This is a genomic window from Pseudomonas sp. 51_B (assembly GCF_017491595.1).
Lineage (GTDB): Bacteria > Pseudomonadota > Gammaproteobacteria > Pseudomonadales > Pseudomonadaceae > Aquipseudomonas > Aquipseudomonas promysalinigenes.
Genome location: NZ_JAFGYW010000001.1, coordinates 214,877 through 238,366, shown reverse-complemented (window position 1 = coordinate 238,366; position 23,490 = coordinate 214,877). Strand labels below are relative to the sequence as shown.

General features: G+C 61.0%; 22 protein-coding genes. 7 read left to right on the top strand and 15 right to left on the bottom strand.

The genetic code is table 11. From position 1 onward, the window contains the following. Positions 1-17: 17 nt before the first annotated feature. The 4 genes from J5M56_RS01150 to J5M56_RS01135 all read right to left on the bottom strand — a co-directional run bounded on the left by J5M56_RS01150 (position 18) and on the right by J5M56_RS01135 (position 4,026). Entirely contained in the window at positions 18-1,229 is a 1,212-nt protein-coding gene (locus J5M56_RS01150; RefSeq protein ID WP_207869149.1) for an amidohydrolase family protein, read from the bottom strand. A gap of 243 nt (positions 1,230-1,472) precedes the next feature. Continuing rightward, entirely contained in the window at positions 1,473-1,658 is a 186-nt protein-coding gene (locus J5M56_RS01145; RefSeq protein WP_060479013.1) for a hypothetical protein, read from the bottom strand. 324 nt (positions 1,659-1,982) lie between these two features. Next, a complete protein-coding gene (locus tag J5M56_RS01140; protein WP_186477368.1) occupies positions 1,983-2,756 on the bottom strand; it encodes a helix-turn-helix transcriptional regulator in 774 nt (257 codons plus the stop codon). 34 nt (positions 2,757-2,790) lie between these two features. Beyond that, positions 2,791-4,026, bottom strand: a complete 1,236-nt coding sequence (locus tag J5M56_RS01135) for an MFS transporter (RefSeq protein WP_207869147.1) — start codon at positions 4,024-4,026, stop codon at positions 2,791-2,793. A 214-nt stretch (positions 4,027-4,240) separates the two neighbouring features. Between J5M56_RS01135 and J5M56_RS01130 the strand changes: the two genes are divergently transcribed. Continuing rightward, on the top strand, positions 4,241-4,711 hold the full coding sequence (locus J5M56_RS01130; RefSeq protein ID WP_207869145.1) for a sn-glycerol-3-phosphate transporter: 471 nt from the start codon (positions 4,241-4,243) through the stop codon (positions 4,709-4,711). Between the two features lie 95 nt (positions 4,712-4,806). Here J5M56_RS01130 and dkgB read toward each other — a convergent pair whose 3' ends face one another. From dkgB to J5M56_RS01115, 3 genes are all read right to left on the bottom strand, one after another. Further along, positions 4,807-5,610 carry a 2,5-didehydrogluconate reductase DkgB gene (gene dkgB / locus J5M56_RS01125; RefSeq protein WP_207869143.1) on the bottom strand — a complete coding sequence of 268 codons (804 nt, stop codon included), beginning with the start codon at positions 5,608-5,610 and terminating at the stop codon, positions 4,807-4,809. A 194-nt stretch (positions 5,611-5,804) separates the two neighbouring features. Then, complete coding sequence (locus J5M56_RS01120; protein ID WP_060479008.1) at positions 5,805-6,299, bottom strand: DUF934 domain-containing protein; 495 nt, start codon at positions 6,297-6,299, stop codon at positions 5,805-5,807. Beyond that, positions 6,283-7,935, bottom strand: coding sequence for a nitrite/sulfite reductase (locus J5M56_RS01115; protein WP_060479007.1), 1,653 nt, complete (start codon positions 7,933-7,935; stop codon positions 6,283-6,285). Before J5M56_RS01115 ends, J5M56_RS01120 begins: the two co-directional genes overlap by 17 nt. A gap of 214 nt (positions 7,936-8,149) precedes the next feature. Between J5M56_RS01115 and J5M56_RS01110 the strand changes: the two genes are divergently transcribed. Next, on the top strand, positions 8,150-9,226 hold the full coding sequence (locus tag J5M56_RS01110; RefSeq protein WP_207869141.1) for an ABC transporter substrate-binding protein: 1,077 nt from the start codon (positions 8,150-8,152) through the stop codon (positions 9,224-9,226). Positions 9,227-9,491: 265 nt separating this feature from the next. On the opposite strand, the gene J5M56_RS01105 is transcribed toward J5M56_RS01110, so the two are convergent. Then, on the bottom strand, positions 9,492-9,710 hold the full coding sequence (locus J5M56_RS01105) for a DUF2970 domain-containing protein (RefSeq protein WP_207869140.1): 219 nt from the start codon (positions 9,708-9,710) through the stop codon (positions 9,492-9,494). Between the two features lie 179 nt (positions 9,711-9,889). Next, complete coding sequence (gene metH, locus J5M56_RS01100; RefSeq protein WP_207869138.1) at positions 9,890-13,597, bottom strand: methionine synthase; 3,708 nt, start codon at positions 13,595-13,597, stop codon at positions 9,890-9,892. 176 nt (positions 13,598-13,773) lie between these two features. Between metH and J5M56_RS01095 the strand changes: the two genes are divergently transcribed. The 5 genes from J5M56_RS01095 to J5M56_RS01075 all read left to right on the top strand — a co-directional run bounded on the left by J5M56_RS01095 (position 13,774) and on the right by J5M56_RS01075 (position 19,150). Then, on the top strand, positions 13,774-16,074 hold the full coding sequence (locus J5M56_RS01095) for a fatty acid cis/trans isomerase (RefSeq protein ID WP_207869637.1): 2,301 nt from the start codon (positions 13,774-13,776) through the stop codon (positions 16,072-16,074). A 108-nt stretch (positions 16,075-16,182) separates the two neighbouring features. Continuing rightward, complete coding sequence (locus J5M56_RS01090; protein ID WP_207869136.1) at positions 16,183-17,217, top strand: acyltransferase; 1,035 nt, start codon at positions 16,183-16,185, stop codon at positions 17,215-17,217. A gap of 58 nt (positions 17,218-17,275) precedes the next feature. Then, positions 17,276-17,860 carry a Fe-S biogenesis protein NfuA gene (gene nfuA, locus J5M56_RS01085; RefSeq protein WP_060479001.1) on the top strand — a complete coding sequence of 195 codons (585 nt, stop codon included), beginning with the start codon at positions 17,276-17,278 and terminating at the stop codon, positions 17,858-17,860. A gap of 196 nt (positions 17,861-18,056) precedes the next feature. Beyond that, on the top strand, positions 18,057-18,665 hold the full coding sequence (locus tag J5M56_RS01080; protein WP_060479000.1) for an SCO family protein: 609 nt from the start codon (positions 18,057-18,059) through the stop codon (positions 18,663-18,665). Continuing rightward, complete coding sequence (locus J5M56_RS01075) at positions 18,665-19,150, top strand: copper chaperone PCu(A)C (RefSeq protein WP_186476948.1); 486 nt, start codon at positions 18,665-18,667, stop codon at positions 19,148-19,150. The genes J5M56_RS01080 and J5M56_RS01075 overlap by 1 nt, the downstream gene beginning before the upstream one ends. A gap of 47 nt (positions 19,151-19,197) precedes the next feature. On the opposite strand, the gene J5M56_RS01070 is transcribed toward J5M56_RS01075, so the two are convergent. From J5M56_RS01070 to J5M56_RS01045, 6 genes are all read right to left on the bottom strand, one after another. Continuing rightward, complete coding sequence (locus tag J5M56_RS01070; protein ID WP_027593874.1) at positions 19,198-19,425, bottom strand: hypothetical protein; 228 nt, start codon at positions 19,423-19,425, stop codon at positions 19,198-19,200. Between the two features lie 205 nt (positions 19,426-19,630). Next, positions 19,631-20,464 (bottom strand): AraC family transcriptional regulator, encoded by an 834-nt coding sequence (locus J5M56_RS01065; protein WP_186476949.1) that lies wholly within the window; start codon positions 20,462-20,464, stop codon positions 19,631-19,633. Further along, complete coding sequence (locus tag J5M56_RS01060) at positions 20,461-20,775, bottom strand: AzlD domain-containing protein (protein ID WP_060479190.1); 315 nt, start codon at positions 20,773-20,775, stop codon at positions 20,461-20,463. The genes J5M56_RS01065 and J5M56_RS01060 overlap by 4 nt, the downstream gene beginning before the upstream one ends. Further along, entirely contained in the window at positions 20,772-21,473 is a 702-nt protein-coding gene (locus J5M56_RS01055; RefSeq protein ID WP_186476951.1) for an AzlC family ABC transporter permease, read from the bottom strand. Before J5M56_RS01055 ends, J5M56_RS01060 begins: the two co-directional genes overlap by 4 nt. A gap of 96 nt (positions 21,474-21,569) precedes the next feature. Next, positions 21,570-22,214 (bottom strand): hypothetical protein, encoded by a 645-nt coding sequence (locus tag J5M56_RS01050; protein ID WP_060479193.1) that lies wholly within the window; start codon positions 22,212-22,214, stop codon positions 21,570-21,572. Positions 22,215-22,383: 169 nt separating this feature from the next. Then, positions 22,384-23,478 (bottom strand): hypothetical protein, encoded by a 1,095-nt coding sequence (locus J5M56_RS01045; protein WP_207869134.1) that lies wholly within the window; start codon positions 23,476-23,478, stop codon positions 22,384-22,386. Positions 23,479-23,490 lie beyond the last annotated feature (12 nt).

The window sequence follows — 23,490 nt, the reverse complement described above, 5'->3', positions numbered from 1 at the left end:
GGTAGCTCAACTGCGTCTCAAGTCGTAGGTTCGCACCGCATTGCATTGACTCGCAACTGCGCGGGCCTTCCCCAGAATGCGCCACGGCGCACGATAACCCGTTCATGAATAGCTGCTGCTACGGCTGCAGCAGCATTGGGCGCCTCGAACAGGATGAAACTGGCTTCGTTACCCACCGCCAAGCCGTAATCCTGCTTACCCATCACTTGCGCACTGATCACAGTCGCCATGTCCAGTGCTACGCGCAACTCTTCATCGGTATTGAAGCCTGAGCGGTAGCTGACCAGCATGGCCCGCTGCAGCATGTCGCCGTTGCCATAGGGCCACCAGGCGTCTTGGATATTGTCATTACCGGTGAACACCCGCACGCCCCCGGCACGCAAGCGAAGTACCGGCGGGAAAGCCCGGTCACCGGGGGCATTGGTCATGATCGACACGCCGGCTCGAGCCAGAACCCCAGCTGTTCGGTCGACCACCGCGTCGCTGACGTCGCCAAGCCCATAGGCGTGGCTCACCGCTACTAGCCCTTGCATGCCTAGCGCCTGGGTGCGCGCGGCAATGCGCTCAAGTTGCGCGACGCAGACTTCGCCAGGCTCGTGCAGGTGGATGTCGACCTTTACCCCATGGCGATCGGCGATGCCGAAAATGCTGTCTAACTGCGTTTGGGCGTCACCGTCGAGCATGGTGGGGTCAATACCGCCAACCACCTTGGCGCCCTCGCGCACGGCAGCCTCCAGCACCTTGACGGTCCCCGGGCACGTGACCACGCCGGCCTGGGGGAATGCCACCAGTTCGATGTCGATCAGCTCTTTCCACTTGTCATGGGCTTCTAGAACGGCGCACAGATTGTCAAGGCCGGTAGTGGCGTCAACGTCCACATGGCAGCGCATGGCTAGGGTGCCGAACGAGGCGGCTTGACTGATCAACGCGTCGGCACGCTCGACCATCGGTCGGGCGCTGGCCAGCTCGCGCTTCTCCACGGCAAGGCGCTCGCGCAGGTTGCTCACTGGCTGGTGTGCACGCCAACGGTCACCCACGAAGCTCTTGTCCAGATGGATATGCCCGTCAACGAAACCGGGCAATACCAGCAGGCCTTCAAGATCAATGGTTTCACCGGCAGTAATGGTATCGCGGTGCCGGCCGATGTGGCTGATGCGACCTTCGCGCACGGCGATATTCAGGGGTTGGCCATCGGCATCAATGGCATTGACGAACTCGCGGTCGTTCATAGGAGTTGGCCCAATAGCTAGCGAGCGTCCTACGGTAGGCAGAATGATTAAACCCTACAAATTAATTATCGGAATCGATGTCAGTGGGTTTTTGGATGCAGCGAAGGTGTCTTGGCAACCTCAATCAATTCAAAGCCGGCTTCGTTGATTGCTGGTGGGCTAACTGCGACCACCGCCGATTGAGAATCGCAGGTATTTCATGGCGGGTCGCCAAGACTCTGCACGGGCGTGTCAGCCCGAGCATCACTGCAACGTCGGCGGCTTGGCCTCGGCAGGCAAAGCCGCGACCACCGCTTCGATCCGCGCGATTTCCACCTCCAGGCGTTTAGCTTCCTGATGGTTACCTTCGGCTCTCAGGCGATCGCGCTCGCGTCGCAGGTTGAGCAGATTCTTCTGCAGGGCTAGGCCGGATTTATTGTATTGATCCATGTTTCTCTCACGCCATTGGCCTCCGTGCCGTTGTAGGAAAAATGGACCGTAGCAGCTACAAAATCCTTCGGGAACTGAGGTTTCATACAGGAAAACCCGGCTGCCGGTAATCTGCCTACAGGCCTTGGGGAAACGTCCTACAAATCCCGTGTTCAGCTGTTTCAGTTCATGTGCGCAGACTACGCATCGAGTGCCCGGATTTGCTGAGGTAGCGGCACCCGCCCGGTGCGGAGTCATTGGAAGGTAAGGGCACAAGCACATCCTCGACGCTGAAACGTTATGTAGCAATTGGCTAGCCATAGCCATATCCAGCCGAGGTTCAGCTCATTTGAAAAACCGGCTCGGCGTTATGCCGAACTGGCGTTTGAACATGCTGGCGAACGCGCTTGGGCTGTCGTAGCCCAAGGTCCCGGCGACATCGATGATGCGCTGGCCCAGGGCGATGCGCTCCAGTGCCTGCATCAACCGAGCCTGTTGGCGCCACTGGCCGAAAGTCATGCCGGTTTCCTTGCGAAACAGGCGCTGGATGGTTTTCTCATCGACGCCCAGATGAGCGCCCCAGTCCGCTACGGTAGAGGTGTCGTGGGGGCGGGCGTGCAGGGCTGAACAGATGGCCTGCAGGCGCGGGTCGCTTGGCTGCAGCAGTTTGAGCGGCAGAGTCGGCAACACGCAGATTTCATCGAGGATCAGGCGCATCACCCGTGCCTCGCGCGAGTCCTCGACAAAAGGCCCGGTGAAGTCGACCGAGGCCTTGATCAATTCGCTCAGGAGCGGGGTGATGCTGATGGCCCTGCTTTGTTGGGGCAAGCCCGCCACTGCATTGGGGCGCACGAACACGCTGCGCATTTTCACATCACCCACGCAGCGGATGGCGTGTACCTGGCCAGAAGGCATCCAGATCCCACGGCTGGGCGGCACGGTCCAGCGTTCGGCGCCGGACTCGACCAGCATCAGGCCCTTGATGGCGTAGATCAGTTGATGCTTGGTATGCGAGTGGGGCGCGATGTACCAGTCTGGCGGGTAGTCGGTTGCCCGGCTACCCACCTCCCACGTCCAATCTTCGACCTCCATCAGCAATTCGTGCTGGGGTTTGACCATCATGTTCTCGTGCCGTCCAAAAAGCGCTGCCATGTTAGCAGCAGCGGGTGGGCCGTGCCTTGGAGTGGGTCGCTGGCAGCAGCGCGGTGGCCAGGCCAAGCAGCGGCAGGTAGGCGATCACCTGATACACCCATTCGATGCCGTGCAGGTCGGCCAGCTCGCCCAGCCCTGCCGCACCGATGCCGCTGATACCGAACATCAGGCCGAACATCACCCCCGAGACCATGCCGACCCGGCCAGGCACCGCCTCTTGGGCATAGACCACCAGCGCGGCGAAGGCCGATGACATCACCAAGCCAATGGCCACGGCCAGCACCGCAGTCCAGGCCAGGTTGGCATAGGGCAGGGCAAGGGCGAAGGGTGCCACGCCGAGGAACGAGACCCAGATCACCGCCTTGCGCCCGATTCGGTCACCTACTGGGCCACCGGCGAAGGTGCCCAACGCCACCGCGGCCAGGAACACGAACAAATACAACTGGCTTTGCTGCACGCTCAGGCCAAAGTGTTCGATCAGATAGAAGGTGAAATAGTTGGTGAACGAGGCGATGTAGACGAACTTGGCGAACATCAGCACGGCGATGACCGTGACGGCACGCCACATGGCGCTTTTGGCCAGCCCAGGTGCCTGATGCCCGGCCAGGCCTTGGAGTTGCGTCTGACCGTGGCGGATGGTCCAGCCGGTCACCCGCAGCAATACGAAGATGGCCAGGCCGGCAGCCAGCATGAACCAGGCGATGGCTGGTTGGCCGTGGGGGATGACGATGGCGGCGGTCAGCAGAGGGCCAATGGCAGACCCGGTATTGCCGCCGACCTGAAAGGTCGACTGCGCTGTGCCAAAGCGCCCGCCAGAGGCCATGCGCGCTACCCGTGAAGCTTCAGGGTGGAAGGTTGCCGAGCCGATGCCGACTACAGCAGCGGCCACCAACAGCATGGGGTAACTGTTGGCATAAGCGAGCAGGGCGATGCCGACCAGGGTGAACAACATGCCGGTGGGCAGCAGGTAGGGCATGGGCCGCTTGTCGGTGTACATGCCAACCCAGGGCTGCAGCAGCGAGGCGGTGACCTGATAGATCAGCGCAATCCAGCCGATCTGGGCAAAGCTCAGTGAGAAATCGCTTTTGAGCATCGGGTAGATCGACGGCAGCACCGCCTGGATCAGGTCATTGAGCAAATGAGCGAAGGCGGCGGCACCGACAATGCGGACAACGAAGCCTTCAGGCTCGGCGTTGACGTTGGCGGGCGGGGCCAAGGTGGCGGCAGGAGTCGTCATGGTTATGGCTCTTGTTCATGGGTGGCAAGGCAAAGCAGGGGCTAGGTTATCCAGCCGACCATTGCCTGTCTCACGCTGAACAGGCACTGACTGTCGCGATTCGGACAGAGCGATACGTCGTCCTGCACGCTGCGTACTGCCTCTCGGGGTTTTCCTATGGCTCAGCCATTGTGGCGCAGCTAGTGTCGCTTCACTGTTCAAGGGGGAGTGAAGGATGAACAAGGCATCGATTGTGGCAGGCATACTGCTGACGGCACCGGTCGCCATCGCCGAACAAACCACGCGTGAAGGTGATTACTGGTATCTGCAGACCAGCGTCTACACCCGGCACTGGACCCACGACCCCGAGCACAACAATCACCAGGCATTGATCGGTATCGAGCGTGTCTACACCGATGGCGCGCTGTGGGGAGCGGCGACATTCAAGAACTCGTTCAACCAACGCTCCTACTACGCCTATCTGGGCAAGAGTTGGCAACACCCACACTATCCTGTGTACGCCAAGTTGAGCGCAGGTTTTATCGAAGGCTACAAAGGCGAGTACGCCGACAAGATCCCGTTGAACCACTTGGGCATCGCGCCAGTGATCATCCCGTCGCTGGGGGTGCACTGGGGGGCCGTGGGGGGCGAGTTCGTGGTGCTGGGAGGCGCTGGTGGGATGGTCAACCTAGGGCTGCGCTTCTGACCGGTTGGGGCGACCCCAAAGGTAAGCAAGCCAAGCGCGTGCAAGATGCCCCTGAGGTTGGGCGTAACGTTAACCTCAGGGGCTTGGCCGTGAAATCAGTCCCAGGCCGGAGCAAGCCCAGCAGGGCTGACCTCGCGGCCGTTGCGCTCAAGCTCGGTGATACGGGCCATGTCGTCTTCGTCCAGGCGCAGGTCACGGGCGAGCAGGTTGCTGGCCAGGTTCTCGCGCTTGGTCGAAGATGGGATCACTGCGTAACCCAACTGCATCGCCCAGGCTAGGGCTACTTGCGCCACGGTGGCTTTGTGCTTGCTGGCGATATCGGCCAGTACTGGGTCTTTGAGCACTTTGCCGTACGCCAGGGTCATGTAAGAGGTGACGGTGATGCCTTGCTGGTCGAGAAATGCGGCCAGCGTGCGATTTTGCAGGTACGGGCTGAGCTCGATCTGGTTTGTGGCGATTTCGCCTTCGCCCACGACGGCGATGGCCTGGCGGGTAAGTTCGATATTGAAGTTGGATATGCCGATCTGGCGCGTCAGCCCTTGCTGTTTGGCGTCGGCCAAGGCCTCCATGTATTCACGCAACTCGACGCCGTTGCCTGGCGCCGGCCAGTGGATCAGCAGCAGGTCGACGTAGTCGGTGCGAAGTTTCTGCAAGCTCTCGCGCAAGCTTGGGATCAGCTTGTCGGCCGCGTAGTTGTCCACCCAGATTTTGGTGGTGATGAACAATTCGCCGCGCGGCACGCCGCTCTCGGCGATGGCCTGGCCCACCTCAGCTTCGTTACGGTAGATCTGCGCGGTGTCGATGGCCCGGTAGCCGAGGTCCAGAGCCGACTTGACCGAATCGATCACGGCTTGGCCGGTGAGGCGGAAGGTGCCCAGGCCGAATGCTGGAATGTTCATGAATCTGCTCCTGGTCAGTGAAAGATGGAACCGCATTGAGCCTAGCCGCTCAGCGCCGGCCCATCAGCGTAGTAGGGCAGTGTGGGGCTTTGCTCGGCTTTGATTAAGCCAGGGTCGGTGCAAGGACATTTGACCTGTAATCACAAATGAAACGGCCCGCCAAAGGGCGGGCCGTCAGGCGGTGCAGGTGACGATCAGCGGCGGCGGAAAAGCGGCAGCGGCTCGTCGGTGGCGGCCTGGTAGGTCACCGAGAAGTCCTTCAGGCCTTGCAGCGCGTCTTGCGGATCTTTATCGGCCCGGATGGCGAAGGCGTCGAAGCCGCAGCGGGCCATGAAGAACAACTGATCGCGCAACACGTCACCAATGGCGCGCAGTTCGCCCTTGAAGCCATAGCGGTCGCGCAGCAGGCGTGCATTGGAGTAGCTGCGCCCATCGGTAAAGGCGGGGAAGTTCAGGGCGATGACCTGAAAATGCTGCACGTCGTCACCGATTTCTTCGGCCTGCTCGTCACTGTCCAGCCATACCCCCAGGCCGCCGTCGCGGGCCTTGAGCACGTGGGCATGGTCACGCCACATCTGCAACGGGACGATATAGTCGTCGCAATTGCTCAGCTCATCGAACGAGAAATCCTTGGGCAACAGGTGCCAGGTTTCGTCGACGATCTGGTTGTTCTTAATGATTCGCTGCATAGACGCGTTCCTTGAAGGGGTCGATGCCGATCCGCTGGTAGGTGTCGATGAAACGCTCTTCCTCGGTGCGTCGTTCGACGTACACGGCGATCAGCTTCTCGATCACATCAGCCATGTCATCCTGGGCGAAGGACGGGCCGAGGATCTTGCCCAGGCTAGCGTCGCGCGCGGCGTTGCCACCTAGCGACACCTGGTAGAACTCCTCGCCCTTCTTGTCCACCCCGAGGATGCCGATGTGGCCGACGTGGTGGTGGCCGCAGGCGTTCATGCAGCCGGAGATGTTCAGATCGATTTCGCCGATGTCGAACAGGTAGTCCAGGTCGTCGAAACGGCGCTGGATGGATTCGGCGATTGGGATCGACTTGGCGTTGGCCAGGGAGCAGTAGTCGCCGCCCGGGCAGCAGATGATATCGGTCAGCAGGCCGATGTTCGGCGTGGCGAAGCCGCCCTCGCGCAGTTCCATCCACAGCGCGTGCAACTGGCGCTGTTCGACGTCGGCGAGAATGATGTTCTGCTCATGGGAGGTGCGCAGGAAGCCGAAGCTGTAGCGTTCGGCAAGGTCCGCCACGGCGTCGAGCTGCTTGTCGGTCAGGTCACCAGGGGCGACGCCGGTTGGCTTGAGCGACAGGGTCACGGCCACGTAGCCAGGGCGCTTGTGGGCGCGGGTGTTGCGCGAGCGCCAGCGGGCAAACCCTGGGAACTCGGCGTCCTGGGCGCTGTAGTCGACGTTGTCCAGGGCCAGGTAGTCCGGGTCGACGAAGTGGCGCGACACGCGCTGCACTTCTGCTTCGGTCAGGGTAGTGCTGCCGCCACGCAGGTGAACCATTTCGGCCTCGACCTTCTCGGCGAACACTTCCGGAGTCAGCGCCTTGACCAGAATCTTGATCCGCGCTTTGTACTTGTTGTCACGGCGACCGTAACGGTTGTACACGCGCAGGATCGCGTCGAGGTAGCTGATCAGGTCCTGCCAAGGCAGAAACTCGTTGATGAACGAGCCCACCACTGGCGTGCGGCCCAGACCACCCCCGACCAATACGCGAAAGCCCAGCTCGCCAGCGGCGTTGCGCACTGGCTCCAGGCCGATGTCGTGCACTTCGATGGCGGCGCGGTCTTGCTTGGAGCCGTTGATGGCGATCTTGAACTTGCGCGGCAGGTAGGCGAATTCCGGGTGGAAAGTGGTCCACTGACGGACGATTTCGCACCATGGGCGAGGGTCGACGAGTTCGTCGGCGGCCACACCTGCAAACTGGTCAGTGGTGGTGTTGCGCAGGCAGTTGCCGCTGGTCTGGATCGCATGCATCTGCACGGTGGCCAGCTCGGCGAGGATGTCCGGGATGTCTTCCAGCGCCGGCCAATTGAACTGCACGTTCTGGCGCGTGGAGATATGGGCATAGCCCTTGTCGTAGTCGCGAGCGATCTTGGCCAGGGTGCGAACCTGGTTGGCGTTCAGCTGGCCGTACGGCACGGCGACACGCAGCATCGGTGCGAAACGTTGGATGTAAAGGCCGTTCTGCAGGCGCAGAGGGCGGAATTCTTCTTCGCTCAGCTCACCGGCCAGGTAGCGGCGGGTCTGATCACGGAACTGCTTGACGCGGTCCTCGATGATCCGCTGATCGTACTCGTCGTATACGTACATAAAAGTCCTGTCTCAGGCTGCATGCAGCTATTCGCGCGCACGGCCGCGCACTCCGGTTCGGAGCCGGGGAACGATAGCAGGTTGGGTTTATGCGCTAAAGTGATGTTTTTGCATATGAAAAGAACCAAACGAACTAAGTGAGACTGAGTGGCGTTTGTTACCCGTCAGGCAGGCACGTTTATACTCGGCGATTTGGTTTGAAGGGGGTACCCGCATGCTCAAGGCGCTTTGCCAAAGCGTGTTACTGAGCCTGCCGCTGGCAGCCTCCGCTCACGCCGCTTCGGTAGTTTTTCTAAACCCTGGCCACAGCGACGAAGTATTCTGGAGCAGCTATTCGCGTTTCATGCAGGCTGCAGCCGACGAATTGGGCATGACCCTGGAAGTCGATTACAGCCAGCGTGACGGTGGGATTGCGATGAGCCAGGCTCGGGCGGTGCTGGGTAGGCCCAAGCGGCCAGATTACTTGGTGCTGGTCAATGAACAGTACCTGGCGCCTGAAATCATCCGCTTGTCCCAGGGTAGTGGAGTCAAGCTGTTCTTGGTCAATAACGGGCTGACCGCCAGCCAGGCTAAAAGTATCCAGGCCCAGCCAGGCAAATATGGCCAGGTACTGGGAACCTTGATCGGTAACGACTGGCAGGCGGGCTTTGGCATGCTGCATGAAATGTTGGCTTCACTCCCCCGTGACAACCAGCCTATCGATCTGGTGGCTTTTTCCGGAGTCAGTACAACCCCCGCTTCCCAGTTGCGCGAAGCAGGCATGCGCCAGGCGTTGGCCGACTTCCCCCAGGTCCGCTTGCGCCAGGTGGTATACGGCGGCTGGAGCCGAGAGCGCGCCTACGAACAGGCTCAGCAGTTACTGCAGCGCTACCCGAAGACTCGGTTGGTCTGGGCTGCCAACGACCAGATGGCTTTCGGCGCCATGCGGGCATTCGAGCAAGCCGGCCGCACCCCTGGGCGCGACGTGGTGTTCGGCGCCATCAATAGCTCGGCCGAGGCCCTGCAAGCGCGTATCGATGGGCGTTTGAGCGTGCTGATGGGCGGGCATGCCACACTGGGCGGGTGGGCCATGGTGCTGCTGCACGATGATGCCCAAGGGTTGGATATTCACCGCGGCGGCCAACGTGAGCATGTACTGCCGGTGCTGCAGTCGATCGACCAAGCCAAGGCGCGTCGCTGGCTGAAGTTGGTCGAGCGCGACGACTACGGCGTGGATTTCAAGCATTACAGCGCGCAAGGGCAGCCAGCCAGCTACCAGTACCCGTTTTTGACAACGCCCGTCGACTATTGAAAACCCTTGCTTGAGGGATGGTCATTGCTCGTCTTAACTGCTGGTTGTGAAGTGCATTCCCATAACCACTACAAGAGGCAATGCAATGGGAAACCCAACCAAGGTCCGCAAAGCTGACAGCAGTGTCGATGCCTGGGCGATCCTCTGCCTGATCGTTCTGGTGGTGGTCACCGCCGTGTATTGGGTCAGCCACCAGTGACGTGATGCTCCACCCATGATCCAACCACAGCGCCTGCGTAAGGGAGACACGCAGGCGTTTGTATTTTCACCGCGCAGTAAGGTGCAAGGCCAATTGCACAAGGCCTATCAGCACGGCAATGAACACCAGGGTGAACAGCGCGCCCAGTGCGATGAAATGGCTGGCTTTGCCGTGGGTGAAATCCCGCGTGCGGTTCTTGCCGCTCTGTACGCCGAAGGCAGCGGCCAGGATGCTGTGCAGCATTTGCCAGAACGTAGGGGGCTTGCCTTGGCTTGAGTCGTCCATGGGAGGCTCCTGGGTGTTGGTAGACAACCAGAGACAGTATAGGCAAGGCGCTTGAGGTTGGTCGTGCCTGGCTCTTGGCGGGCGAACTTGGCCCCCTACAGGTATGCACTGCCCCCCCAGAAGTTGGGCAGTGATGCAACCCTGGGGGGGAAGCCTAAAGCGAGCAGGCCGGTGGGGTCTTAGCTGTCGTAACCCAGGTTAGGCGCCAACCAGCGCTCGCTGACCCGGATATCCTGGCCCTTGCGCGCGCTGTAGCTGTCGATCTGGTCTTTGTCGATTTTGCCCACGGCGAAGTACTGCGCTTGTGGGTGGGCAAAGTACCAGCCACTGACCGCCGCCGCCGGGAACATCGCGAAGTGTTCGGTAAGGAACACACCGCTTGGCCCGGTTTCGCCGATGCCGCTGCCGTCGAGCAGGCGGAACAGGGTCTGCTTCTCGGTGTGATCAGGGCACGCCGGGTAGCCAGGGGCAGGGCGGATACCGCGGTACTGCTCCTTGATCAGCGCCTCGTTGTCCAGGTGCTCGTCCTGTGCATAGCCCCAGTGCTCTTTTCGCACCTGCTCGTGCAGCCATTCGGCACAGGCTTCGGCCAGGCGATCGGCCAGGGCCTTGACCATGATCGAGCTGTAATCGTCGCCTTTGTCCTGATAGGCCTTGGCCACTTCCTCGGCGCCGATGCCGGCGGTGGTGATGAAACCGCCGACGTAGTCGGTCAACCCACTGTGCTTGGGCGCGACGAAGTCGGCCAGGGACAGGTTGGGCTTGCCGTCGGGCTTGATGGTCTGCTGGCGCAGGTGGTGCAAGGTCGCCAGGGGCTGGCCATCTTCACCGTAAACCTCGATGTCGTCATCGCCGACCTGATTGGCGGGCCAGAAGCCGAACACGGCGCGAGCGCTGATCAGCTTCTCGTCAATCAGCTTGTCGAGCATCTCGCGGGCATCCTTGTACAGCGCGGTGGCTGCTTCACCGACTACTTCGTCGGTAAGAATGCGTGGGAACTTGCCGGCCAGATCCCAGGAAATGAAGAACGGCGTCCAGTCGATATATTCGGCCAGGGTACGCAGGTCAATGTCTTGCAGCACCTTGACACCGGTGAAGGAGGGCACCGCCGGCTGATACCCGGCCCAGTCGTATTGCGGCTTGGCAGCGATGGCTTGGGCGTAGCTCAGGCGTTCGGTGCGGGCGCTGCGGTTGGCGGTACGCTCGCGTACCTCGACATATTCCTGGCGGGTTTTCTCGACGAAGGCGGGCTTGAGCTCCTTGGACAGCAACTGGGTGGCCACGCCCACGGCACGCGAGGCGTCGGTGACGTAGATCACCGCGTCGTTGCTGTATTTGGGTTCGATCTTGACCGCAGTGTGCGCCTTGGAAGTCGTGGCACCGCCGATCATCAGGGGCAGGTAAAAGTCCTGGCGCTGCATTTCGCGTGCAACGTGGACCATTTCGTCCAAAGACGGCGTGATCAGGCCAGACAGGCCAATGATGTCGCACTTCTGCTCACGGGCGGTCTGCAGGATCTTCTCGGCTGGCACCATGACACCGAGGTCGACGATGTCGTAGCCATTACAGCCCAAGACCACACCGACGATGTTCTTGCCGATGTCGTGGACGTCACCCTTGACCGTGGCCATCAGGATCTTGCCCTTGGCCTCGGGCTTGTCGCCTTTTTCTGCTTCGATGAACGGGATCAGGTGCGCCACGGCCTGCTTCATGACCCGGGCCGACTTGACCACCTGAGGCAGGAACATCTTGCCGGCACCGAACAGGTCGCCGACCACGTTCATGCCGTTCATCAGCGGGCCTTCGATGACCTCGATCGGGCGGGCACACTGCTGGCGGCACGCTTCGGTATCTTCGACGATGAAAGCGGTAATACCCTTGACCAGCGCGTGCTCAAGGCGCTTTTCAACGGGCAGCGCGCGCCACTCTTCGTTTTCCACTTCCTTGGTCGCGCCGCCGCCTTTGTAGTCATCGGCGATTGCCAGCAAGGCGTCGGTGCCGTGCGGGGTGCGGTTGAGCACCACGTCCTCGACCTTCTCACGCAGCGCCGCAGGGATCTGGTCGTAGATCTCCAGCTGGCCGGCGTTGACGATACCCATGGTCAGGCCGTTGCGGATGGCGTGGTACAGGAAGACCGAGTGGATCGCTTCACGCACCGGGTTGTTGCCGCGGAACGAGAACGACACGTTGGAAACACCGCCCGAGGTCAACGCGTGGGGCAGGTGGTCGCGGATGTAGGCACAGGCCTCGATGAAGTCGACAGCGTAATTGTTGTGCTCTTCGATGCCGGTGGCCACGGCGAAGATGTTCGGGTCGAAGATGATGTCTTCCGCCGGGAAGCCGACTTCGTTGACCAGAATGTCATAGCTGCGCTGGCAGATTTCCTTCTTGCGTGCAGCGGTGTCGGCCTGACCAACCTCGTCGAAGGCCATCACCACCACGGCTGCGCCGTAGCGCTTGCACAGGCGAGCGTGGTGCTTGAACTGCTCCACGCCTTCCTTCATGGAAATCGAGTTGACGATGCCTTTGCCCTGGATGCACTTGAGGCCTGCTTCGATCACCTCCCACTTGGAGGAGTCGATCATGATTGGCACCCGGGAGATGTCAGGCTCACCGGCGATCAGGTTGAGGAAGCGCACCATGGCGGCCTGGGAGTCGAGCATCCCTTCGTCCATGTTGATGTCGATTACCTGGGCGCCGGCCTCGACCTGTTGCAGGGCGACTTCCAGCGCTTCGGTGTAATTTTCTTCGCGAATCAGCCGGGCGAACTTGGCGGAACCGGTGATGTTGGTGCGCTCGCCGACATTGACGAACAACGACTGGCGATCGATGGTGAACGGCTCCAGCCCTGACAGGCGGCACGCCTTGGCGATTTCCGGGATCTGGCGCGGTTTGTATTTGCTCACGGCCTCGGCGATGGCCTGGATATGACCAGGCGTCGTGCCGCAGCAGCCGCCGATGATGTTGAGAAAACCGCTGGCGGCGAATTCCTCGACCACCGCGGCCATTTCTGCCGGGGTTTCGTCGTACTCACCGAAAGCGTTCGGCAGGCCCGCGTTAGGGTGTGCGGACACATGGGTATCGGCCTTGGTCGCCAGCTCCTCCAAATAGGGGCGCAGGTCCTTGGCACCCAGGGCGCAGTTAAGGCCCACGGAAATCGGCTTGGCGTGGCGCACCGAGTTCCAGAACGCTTCGGTGGTCTGGCCCGACAGGGTGCGGCCGGAAGCATCGGTGATGGTCCCGGAGATCATGATCGGCAGCTCGATGCCGTCGTCTTCGAACACCTGCTGCACGGCGAAGATCGCTGCCTTGGCGTTGAGCGTGTCGAAGATGGTTTCGATCAGCAGCAGGTCGGCGCCGCCTTCGATGAGCCCACGGGTTGCCTCGATGTAGTTGCTTACCAGTTCATCGAAGGTGACGTTGCGATAGCCAGGGTCGTTGACGTCCGGAGAAATCGAACACGTGCGGCTGGTGGGGCCGAGTACGCCAGCCACGAAGCGAGGCCTGTCCGGGGTTTCGAGGGTTTTGGCATCGGCGACTTGGCGGGCGATGCGCGCGCCCTCGACGTTCAGCTCGTACACCAGCGCTTCCATGCCGTAGTCGGCCTGGGAAATCTGTGTGGCGTTGAAGGTGTTGGTTTCCAGGATATCGGCGCCGGCATCCAGGTAGGCTTTCTCGATCGCCGCGATCACGTCCGGGCGGCTGAGCAGCAGCAGATCGTTGTTGCCTTTGACGTCGCTTGGCCAATCGGCGAAGCGCGTGCCACGATAGTCTTGTTCCTCGAGCCGGTAGCTTTGGATCATAGTGCCCATGCCGCCGTCGAGGATCAGAATGCGCTCATTGAGTGCTTGCTGGAGTGCTTTTAGACGAGCGCTGCGGTCGGACATAGAAACTACCTGGTCGGGCGAATATCAGAAGGTGTCGAATCATAACAAAGCTGCGCGGATTTTAGGCGCATCGCCGATTTGCATGAATTTCGCTCATGTTGAGCGCGGGTTATGCAGGCACCCAACAGACGACCAGGCAAAACGTGATGGCTTTTAATTCTCAGGACTTTCCGCACATGGTGCAGCGTATTCTTGTCAGCGTGTTCGCTCTGCTCGTCAGCAGCCTTGCGCATGGGCAAGCCCCCCAATCGAGCCCAAGCATTTCCTACACGCGGGACATTCAACCGATCTTCACCGAAAAGTGCGTAGCCTGCCACGCCTGCAACGACGCGGCCTGTCAGCTAAAGCTGGAAAGCCCCGAGGGCGCGGTGCGTGGCGCCACCAAGGTACCGGTGTATCAGGGTGAGCGGGGCCAGGCCGTGCCGCCCACGCGGCTTTTTTATGATGCGCAGACTGAGGAGCAGTGGCGGCGCAAGGGCTTCTATTCGGTCCTGGACAACCAGGGCAGCCAGGCTGCGCTGATGGCGCGCATGCTCGAACTGGGGCACAAGACCCCGCTGACCCCCAACGCCAAGGTGCCTGACGAAATCGTCCTGGGCCTGAACCGCACCAATATGTGCCCACTGCCTGAAGAATTCGACGGCTATGCCGGCGCCCATCCCAAAGAGGGCATGCCGCTGGCGGTGACCGGGCTCACTGATGACGAGTACCACACACTGCGCCGCTGGCTCGCCGCTGGCGCGCCTGTCGAATATCAGCCGATCAAGCCCAGCGCTGCCGAGGCCCGGCAAATCAACGAGTGGGAGGAACTGCTCAACCGTCCTGGCTCCACCGAAGCGCTGGTCGGCCGTTGGCTCTACGAACACCTGTTTCTGGCGCATATCTACTTCGTTGGCGGCGAGCAGGGGCACTTTTTCCAGTGGGTACGCTCACGCACCCCGAGCGGCAAACCGGTGGACATCATCGCCACACGCCGCCCGAACGACCCGCCCGGCACTGATTTCTTCTACCGTCTGATACCGGTGCAGGGCGTCATCGTGCACAAAACCCACATCACCTACCCGATGGGGCCGCAGAAGCTCAAGCGGGTGAAGCAGCTGTTCTACGCAGGCGACTGGCATGCCAGCGCGTTGCCCGGCTACGGCCCGCGTCACCGCGCCAACCCGTTCGAAACGTTCGAGGCGATCCCAGCGGTGGCCCGCTATCAGTTCATGCTGGATAACGCCGAGTACTTCGTGCGCACCTTCATCCGCGGCCCCGTGTGTCGAGGGCAGATCGCCACCGATGTGATCCGCGATAACTTCTGGGCGTTGTTCCAGGAACCGGCCCAGGACCGCTACATCACCGATGCCAAATACCGCAGCCAAGCCACGCCGCTGCTGGCGATGCCAGGGCAGAACGATGACGTCGGCAGCGTGCTGAACCTTTGGCATGCCTACCGCGACAAGCGCAACGCGTACGAAAAGCTGCGTCGCGACGCCTATGCCGAAATGCCCGCACCGGGCTGGGCAACGCTGTGGGCTGGTAACGACAACGCGCTGCTGAGCATCTACCGCCACTTCGACAGTGCCTCGGTGACCAAGGGCCTGATCGGCGATGTGCCGCTGACCATGTGGTTGTTCGACTACCCGTTGCTCGAGCGCACCTATTATCAGCTCGCAGTCAATTTCGATGTGTTCGGCAACGTGTCGCACCAGTTGCAGACGCGGCTGTACTTCGACCTGATCCGCAACGGCGCCGAGGTCAACTTCCTGCGCCTGATGCCGGCCGATCAGCGTGGCAAGATCCTCGGTAGCTGGTACCAGAACAGCGGCAAGGTGAAGATGTGGTTGGACTACGAGGACATCGACAGCGACACCCCAAGCGCCATCAAACTCGACCCGCGCGACCCGGAGCGCGACTTCGGCCTGAAACTGTTGCAGCGCACCGGCAGCCTGAACGCCGCCCCCGACCCGATCAACCGCTGCACCGGCGCTTACTGTTCACGGCCGCAGATGAGCGAGGAATTTCGAAACGCCGAGCAATCGCTCAGCCGCTTGGTATCGCGCCCTGCGGCGGGTTTGAAGGTGATCGGCCAACTGCCTGAGGCCACCATGCTGCGCATCGAAGGCGTCAATGGCCAGCGCCAGATCTACAGCCTGCTGCGCAATCGCGCGCACAGTAACGTGGCGTTCCTGCTGGGTGAGGCCTACCGCTACGAGCCGGGACTGGATACGCTGACGCTCTACCCAGGAGTGCTCAGCAGCTACCCCAACTTCATCTTCAACATCCCGACCCAGGATGTACCTGAGTTCGTCGAAGACATGGAGTATGCCAAGGACGACGCGGCCAAATTCGAGCGCATCGTCATGCGCTGGGGTGTGCGCCGCAGTCACCCTCAGTTCTGGTATTACTTCCATGACCTGAACAGCTTCATCAAGGAAACCCAACCGGTCGAAGCAGGTGTACTGGACATGAACCGCTATGAGAACCTCTGATCGGGTCGGTTGACCTTTGCCAATACCTTACGGTCCCAACCGGTGGGTGGTCCGGGGTTGCTGTGCAGCCCCGAGGCCTCAATGCACCGGAAAATCGCAGGGTATTCCATGCTGTACTCGCTTCAGGCACTGCGGGCGTTCGCCGCCTGGGTGGTGGTCTGCCACCACTTCATGCAGATCTTCTTCGACTTCCATGCCACCGGCCCCATCGGCCAACTGCTGACCGACCGAGGCGCCGTTGGCGTCGACATCTTCTTCGTCATCAGCGGGCTGGTGATCTACCTCTCGACCCGCGACAAACCCATCGAACCGCAGCAGTTTCTACTCAACAGGGCATTACGCATCATTCCGGCCTATTGGTTCTATACCGCGCTAATGGCCGCGCTGTTGCTGGGTTTGGGCAACTGGATGCCACATCAGTCGTTCGATTGGCATCATCTGTTGCTGTCGCTGCTGTTCATTCCGGCGGAAAACCCCGGCGGTTATGGCCTTTATCCAACCCTCAACGTCGGTTGGACGCTGAACTTCGAGATGTTCTTCTACCTGTTGTTCGGCCTAACATTCATGGTCCGCAAGCGTCATCAGCTGTGGTTGGTGACTGCCGGCTTGCTGCTGGCAAGTGAAGTTCTGGGACGCACCGGCGTGTTGAGCCGGTTTTACAACAACGACATCATCTACGAGTTCCTGCTGGGTATCGGTATCGGCGTGCTCTATCGGCGCGGGCTGATTCGGCAGGGCCTGTGGCTGCCGATGGCCGTGCTTGGCGTGGCCGGCTATGCGATCTATCACCTGGATGCTTCCCAGCGGCTGCTGCACTGGGGGCTGCCTAGCGCCATGGTGGTATTGGCGTTCATCGCCCTGGAGCCTTGGTTCAAGGGCAACCGCGTGTGCAAAGCGCTGGGTGACTGCTCCTACTCCGTGTACCTGATCCATGTACTGGTGCTGTACTGCGGCTGGTTCGCCAGCCAGCGGCTGCACCTGAACCCCTACTGGGTATTTGCCCTTTGCGTGCCGTCAATTGGACTGATGTCGTGGCTCAGCTATCAGTGGCTAGAGCGCGGCCTGTATCGGCGGATGCAGGCTTGGCTGGCTGCCCCGCGGGGGCAAACTGCCCAGCTTGTGCTTTCCCGAGTCAAATACTAGGACTTTGTTCGAAGGCCAGGTTGGCGTACACTTGGCCGCAAGTCTGTGAGGAACTTCCATGAGCGCTATAACCATTACTGACGCCGCCCATGATTACCTGGCCGATCTGCTGTCCAAGCAGAACACGCCTGGCATTGGCATCCGTATTTTCATCACCCAGCCGGGTACCCAGTACGCTGAAACCTGTATCGCCTACTGCAAGCCGGGCGAAGAAAAGCCTGACGACGAGCCGGTTGGCCTCAAGAGCTTCACCGCTTACCTGGACGCGGTCAGTGTTCCGTTTCTGGAAGACGCGCTGGTGGACTATGCAACCGACCGCATGGGTGGCCAGCTGACGATCAAGGCCCCGAACGCCAAGGTGCCGATGGTCAACGAAGACAGCCCGATCAACGAGCGTATCAATTACTACCTACAGACTGAGATCAACCCAGGGCTCGCCAGCCACGGCGGCCAGGTGAGCCTGGTGGATGTAGTCGATGAGGGCATTGCAGTGCTGCAGTTCGGTGGCGGCTGCCAGGGTTGCGGCCAGGCCGACGTTACGCTCAAGGAAGGTATCGAGCGCACGTTGCTCGAGCGTATTCCCGAGCTCAAAGGCGTGCGTGACGTGACCGACCACAGCCAGAAAGAGAATGCCTACTACTGATCTTTCGAGGTCAAGGCATAGCAACAAAGTGTTACGGTTTCAACCCCTGCGACAACAGGCCGCAGCCCGTGTTTAAAGGGCTGTGGGCCATCTGCGCCATGGTCGGGTAGAAGCCCACTGGGTGTCATGCAAGAATGCCCCGGTTTTCGACCGGCCCGCCCCGAGGGCCGGCACCTTCCCTGTAAAGGATGGTTCCATGAATGATCTGTTGACCCGGCGCGCGGTTGTCGCTGGGATGGGCGTTCTCGGGCTTGGCCTGCTGGCAGGCTGCAACCCGGCCCGCGGGCTCGAGTTCAAGTACGGCAAGAACATGAGCAACGAGATCCTTGGGCGCAAGTTCAGCCTCAAGGACCCTCAGGGCAATGTCCGTACCTTGTCCAGTTTCTACGGCAGCATGCCGATGATCTTCTTCGGCTTTACCCAGTGCCCGGCCATATGCCCAACCACGCTGGCGCGTGCTGCGCAGATCAAGAAACTGCTGCGCGGGCGCGACCGCGAGATCTTCCAGGTGGTCTTCATCACCTTGGACCCGGAGCGCGACACCCCGCAGGTGCTCGACGCCTACGTCAAGGCGTTCGACCCTTCTTTCACTGCCTTGACCGGGACCCCGGAAGAAATCGCAGCAGTGGCCAAAGAGTTCAGGGTGTTCTACGAGAAGGTCCCAGCGGGTGACACCTACACCATCTCACATTCGTCCACCAGCTACGTCTACGATACACGTGGCACCCTGCGTTTGAGCCTGGGGCATTCGCTCAATGCCAAGGAATGCGCTGAAGACCTGACTACTCTGATGGAGATTTGCTAATGGCTGTATCACTGCAACCGATCAAGCGCGGCTTGGCTGCAATCGCGCTACTGGGCTTGGCCCTGCCTGCTTTGGCCCAGACTAGCGTGAGCGATGCGTGGGTGCGTGCCAGCGTGCCACACCAGCCGTCCACCGGCGCGTTCATGACCCTGACCGCCAGCACCGACAGCAAACTGGTAGGCGTGGCCTCGCCTGTGGCCAAGACCGTGCAGGTGCACGAGATGACCATGAATGGTGATGTGATGGGTATGAGGGAGGTCAAAGCGGTTGAGCTGCCAGCAGGCAAGCCGGTGAGCCTTGACCCTAACGGTTACCACGTGATGTTGATGGGCCTCACCCAACAGGTGAAGGAAGGCGAGACAGTGCCGCTGACGCTGACCATCGAGGATTCCAAGGGTAGCAAAGAGACCCTGCAGGTTCAGGCAGAGGTACGCCCGCTTAACGCTGAGGCAGGCGGTCATGACCACATGCACATGAATCACTGACAATCGAAAGGGCCGCGCAAGCGGCCCTTTTTCATCGTGATGCCTGATCAGCTGCGAAAGCGTGGCAGTGGCCTGTCGAGGGTCAGCGAGGTCAGGGTCTTGCGCACCTGGGCCTCATCAGCCTCCAGCGCTTTAAGGCTTGCGCGGATCTTGCCCGCTGCGGGCACATCGCCCTGGCGGTCGATCCAGTCGGCAATTTCCTTGCAGGCGCTGCTCAGGCAGGCTTGGCGCTGGTTCATCAGCGATATCAGGGTGGTGAGCTCTCGTTCGGACATGGCGGGATCCTCCGTTTAGCTCTTTCAGTGTAGCAGTGGGTGGCAGGCTTGCCTGATGGGCAACCACAGACCTCAAGGTCTGTATGAACATCCTTGGGGCTACGGTCAGGCAACGGGCAGGCAGCTAAGTTTGCGAGGTGTAAATGAGCATTCTTAGGCTGCTTTCGCCCCTGCATCAATCAGTATCAAGGCTTTGGCACAGCGCCTAGCTGTGCAGGCAGGCGCTTCGATACATCCCAGGCGTCACCCCATAAGCCTGCTTGAACTGCCGGCTCAAGTGGCTTTGATCCGCAAAGCCTAGGGCGAACGCTACGTCAGAGGCCGCCAAGCCGCTTTTCAAAAATTCTCTGGCCCGCACCAAGCGCCGCTGCTTCAGCCAGGCATGGGGCGGCAGGCCCGTGGCCTGGCGGAACACGCGGGCAAAGTGGAACGGCGATAGATTGACCGCAGCTGCCAGTGCTTCGAGTGAAGGAGGGGCTGCCAACTGGCTTTCCAGCAGTTCGCGCGCGCGGGCCACTGCCAGCGGTTCTTTGCCTGGAGCGGCCGGTTCGCGGCAATGGCCGTGGCGCTGCACCAGTGCCAAAACTGCCTGGCGCCAGGCGGTCTGTTGCTCCAGGGCGCTGGCGTCGGCTTCGCAGAGCTGGTGCAACTGGCTGAACGCCCGCGCCAGGCTTGGGTCCTGGATCACGCTGTCGTTGAAGCGCGGCATGCCGTTTCGGCCCAGTTCCAGCTCATCCAGCACGCCGGTTACCCGCGCATGTTCCGGGTAGATACCCCGGTAGCGCCAGCCGGCTTCGTGGGCAGTGGCCCCAGTGTGCAGCTCATCGGGGTTGATCAGCACCATGCTGCCAACCGGCGCCAGGTGCTCAGTACCACGGTGCCAGAAGCGCTGGGCGCCGGATTCGATCACGGTGAACACATAGCCCTCATGCACATGGGGGGCAAAGCGCTGCTGGAAATAACGGGCATGCAGCATTTCGACGTCGCCCAAGGCCGGCGCCTGCCACAGGTGGGTCTGTTCGCGCAGGGGCGTGTTCATGCAAGCCAACTGCGCAGCAAAAAGAACATCAACATGCTCACCAGCATGCTCAGCAGCACGCTGCGGGTCAACAGTACCAGTGCCACGGCGGCCAGTGCGCCAAGCAGATACGGGTTGAGCGGGCTCAGATCGAGCTGGTGGCCAGGCAGGAAAATGATCGGCCCGCATATCGCGGTGAGCATGCCGGGTACGGCGAAGCCTAAGAACTGCCGGGCGTTGGAGCTCAATCGCAGCGGCAAGCGTGGCTCCAGAAAGGCGTAGCGGTTGAGAAAAACCACGGCGCCCATGGCGAAGATCAGCAGCCAGATCATGCGTGGCCTCCGGTGAGTTTCTGGCAGATGAAGCCTGCCCCCATGCCCAGCAGGCCTGCAGCGACCAACGCAGTTTCCCAATGCCAATAACTGAACAGCACCGAGCACAGCAGCGACACCGCCACACATACCACGGTGGGTAAGTTGCGCACCACCGGTGCAATCAACGCGACGAAGGTTGCAACGATGGAAAAGTCCAGGCCGAGCTTGTCTAGGTGTGGGATGTTCTGGCCCAACACGATCCCGGCCAGGGTGAACAGGTTCCAGGCGACGTAGAAGGTCAGGCCCACTCCCAATGCATACCAGCGGTTGAATTGCTGCTGGTCGTAATGGCTGGTGAGGGCGAAGAATTCGTCAGTGAGCAAGAAGCCCAGCCCTAGTCGCCAGCGCAACGGCTGGGGCGCCAGCACCGGCCGCATGGACAGCCCGTAGAGCAAGTGCTGAGACGTCAGCAACAGTGTGGTCAGCAGTATCGAAAACAGGTTGGCGCCCCCTTTGAGCATACCGATCGCCACCAGCTGCGCGGCCCCGGCGAAGACGATGGCTGACAACCCCTGGCCTTGCCAGGCGCTGAGGTTGGCCTCAATGGCCATCGAGCCTGCAAGCAGCCCCCAAGGGGCCACCGCCAGCGACAGCGGCAGGATGGCAATGGCGCCGTGGACAAAGGCTTGGCGAGCGACGGGGGAGGGGCTTGGCATGATGGCTGCGACACACTGTGCTAGGCAGTGCAGCATGACAGAGCATCGAACGGTTGGCTTGAACGATCTTGCTGGTTTGCTGGGGGAAATTACCGCCTAGCGCTGGCTGGTCAGCCGTTGCTGGGCTGCGGCACAGCCGTTGATTTCCACGGCTTTCTGCAACAGTGCCTGGCGATGCTGCGGGTCGAGGCCACCCAGCAATTGGTAGACCTCGGCCTGATAATCGCGTTGGCGGCCCCATTGCATCTGCAACCCTTGTGGTTGGCTGCGGCTGCAGGCTAATCGGGTAGCCGGCTGGGGGTAATACGGCGCATACAGCGTTGCCATGCCGGGGATCGCTTCGAGCGCTTCACGGTAGGCCGGGCTGGCATTGTACGGTGAACACCAGGTGGCGATGGCCGTTGCCGGTGGCGCAAAACCTTGCTTGAGGCTGGCTTCGAGCAGCGGGCAGGCAGCGTCGGCGATCTGTGCGGCTGGCAAGTAGGTGGTGTAGTAAAGCGCTAGACGGTACTGGGCCACTGGATGACCCAGCTCTACGGATTTTTTCAGCAGGGCTACCGCGGTCGGAAGCGTGTGGGCCATGGCCCGGCCCTGGCGATTGAGCTCAGGGTCGCTGCCCAGCGCCGTGCGCAGGATCGCACTGTCATCCTGAGTGTCGGCCTGCTCTAGCAGCGGCAGCGCCTGGCGGTAGAGCAAATCAGCATGGGGATCGATACGAACCTCGGCCGCCCGTGCAGCCATCGGCGCCAGTGTACCAAGGAGGGCGCTGACCAGGAGAACAGGCCAGCGTGCCAGGCAGGGAAGTGCGGTTTGATGATTGATCACAACTGCGCGTACGCCTCAGGCGAATCGGAACGACGGGGTATTCTAGCCAAGCGCGGGGTTAATCCGATACCCCACCCGTCATTTCTCAGGCCAGGTTGATGGGTGTGATCTTGTGCGGCGCATGGCGTTCCTGAGCCAGCCCCAGTTTGGCGGTTATCACCTTGGCCAGTGCATTGTTGCCCAGATCGTTCAGGTGCAGGCGGTCGACGAACAGGTCCGCGCCGAACGCCGCAGAGCTGCTGAGCATGCTGTTCATGTCGTAGCAGGGGACTGGTTCTGCCTGGCGTTTGATGCGGCGAAAGAAAGCCATGTGCAGTTGGCTGTCGAGTACACCTTCGAGCAAACGCTCGAAATTCCCAGGCTGGCGCTGCAGGGCCGGAATCATCTTTTGCTCGCCGATTGGCAGAGTTTCCCGGCACCAAGGCAGCAGAGGTTGGAGGATGAAGGTCAGGGTGGCGTGGCTATCAGCTAGCACTTGCTCCCACTGGCGCAAGGTTCGGCCGATGCTGTCAGCGGCACGTGCCAGGCGTTTATCCGGGGCGCTTAGCTGCCAGTCTCCAGCATGTTCATCACGCGGTGTTGCCAGTGCCTGGCCTAGCCGTTGCCACAGTGGCGCCCTGCGAGCAGGGGCCGCTGGCGGGGTGCCTTCATGGAAACTGTTCAAATACGCTTGGTGCAACAGCGTGAGCGGTGGGGCGCTCGGGCTTGCCAGCACTTCGTCCAGGGCTTCATGGGCCAGGCTGTTCAGGCCGCTGAGCAACACTACATGGCCAACTTCACCAAGGCGGTGTTGGTGGGTGAGAAACAGCAGCAGTTCTTGACTTGCGTTCAACCCGCAACCGGCTAGGTTCAGCCATACCTGACCGGTGAGCATGCACAGGTGCGAGGCTACGGTGTGCTCATCGCAACTGGCGCCTATACCCATAGCGGCCGAGCCACCTATCAGCAAGTTGACGCGCGGCACATTGCCACGTTCGACGGCGGAATAACGCTTGCCAGCGAAATGGCTGTAGCGTAAACCCACGGCATCCGTGTTGACGGTGGGCGAACGAAAGCTGCTTGGGTGCGCCTGCACCTTGTGCAGTGGGCGGCGGTAGTTGGCTTGTAGAAAACGCTGGTAGTCCTGATGCAGCGCAGAAACGGGGCCTGGTCCATATGTGGCGGTTACGGACGATTTCATGGTGGCTCCTCT

Coding starts and splice junctions, on each gene's coding strand:
- J5M56_RS01150 (WP_207869149.1), bottom strand. CDS start 1,229: ATGAACGACCGCGAGTTCGTCAATGCCATTGATGCCGATGGCCAACCC.
- J5M56_RS01145 (WP_060479013.1), bottom strand. CDS start 1,658: ATGGATCAATACAATAAATCCGGCCTAGCCCTGCAGAAGAATCTGCTC.
- J5M56_RS01140 (WP_186477368.1), bottom strand. CDS start 2,756: ATGGTCAAACCCCAGCACGAATTGCTGATGGAGGTCGAAGATTGGACG.
- J5M56_RS01135 (WP_207869147.1), bottom strand. CDS start 4,026: ATGACGACTCCTGCCGCCACCTTGGCCCCGCCCGCCAACGTCAACGCC.
- J5M56_RS01130 (WP_207869145.1), top strand. CDS start 4,241: ATGAACAAGGCATCGATTGTGGCAGGCATACTGCTGACGGCACCGGTC.
- dkgB (WP_207869143.1), bottom strand. CDS start 5,610: ATGAACATTCCAGCATTCGGCCTGGGCACCTTCCGCCTCACCGGCCAA.
- J5M56_RS01120 (WP_060479008.1), bottom strand. CDS start 6,299: ATGCAGCGAATCATTAAGAACAACCAGATCGTCGACGAAACCTGGCAC.
- J5M56_RS01115 (WP_060479007.1), bottom strand. CDS start 7,935: ATGTACGTATACGACGAGTACGATCAGCGGATCATCGAGGACCGCGTC.
- J5M56_RS01110 (WP_207869141.1), top strand. CDS start 8,150: ATGCTCAAGGCGCTTTGCCAAAGCGTGTTACTGAGCCTGCCGCTGGCA.
- J5M56_RS01105 (WP_207869140.1), bottom strand. CDS start 9,710: ATGGACGACTCAAGCCAAGGCAAGCCCCCTACGTTCTGGCAAATGCTG.
- metH (WP_207869138.1), bottom strand. CDS start 13,597: ATGTCCGACCGCAGCGCTCGTCTAAAAGCACTCCAGCAAGCACTCAAT.
- J5M56_RS01095 (WP_207869637.1), top strand. CDS start 13,774: ATGGTGCAGCGTATTCTTGTCAGCGTGTTCGCTCTGCTCGTCAGCAGC.
- J5M56_RS01090 (WP_207869136.1), top strand. CDS start 16,183: ATGCTGTACTCGCTTCAGGCACTGCGGGCGTTCGCCGCCTGGGTGGTG.
- nfuA (WP_060479001.1), top strand. CDS start 17,276: ATGAGCGCTATAACCATTACTGACGCCGCCCATGATTACCTGGCCGAT.
- J5M56_RS01080 (WP_060479000.1), top strand. CDS start 18,057: ATGAATGATCTGTTGACCCGGCGCGCGGTTGTCGCTGGGATGGGCGTT.
- J5M56_RS01075 (WP_186476948.1), top strand. CDS start 18,665: ATGGCTGTATCACTGCAACCGATCAAGCGCGGCTTGGCTGCAATCGCG.
- J5M56_RS01070 (WP_027593874.1), bottom strand. CDS start 19,425: ATGTCCGAACGAGAGCTCACCACCCTGATATCGCTGATGAACCAGCGC.
- J5M56_RS01065 (WP_186476949.1), bottom strand. CDS start 20,464: ATGAACACGCCCCTGCGCGAACAGACCCACCTGTGGCAGGCGCCGGCC.
- J5M56_RS01060 (WP_060479190.1), bottom strand. CDS start 20,775: ATGATCTGGCTGCTGATCTTCGCCATGGGCGCCGTGGTTTTTCTCAAC.
- J5M56_RS01055 (WP_186476951.1), bottom strand. CDS start 21,473: ATGCCAAGCCCCTCCCCCGTCGCTCGCCAAGCCTTTGTCCACGGCGCC.
- J5M56_RS01050 (WP_060479193.1), bottom strand. CDS start 22,214: ATGGCTGCACGGGCGGCCGAGGTTCGTATCGATCCCCATGCTGATTTG.
- J5M56_RS01045 (WP_207869134.1), bottom strand. CDS start 23,478: ATGAAATCGTCCGTAACCGCCACATATGGACCAGGCCCCGTTTCTGCG.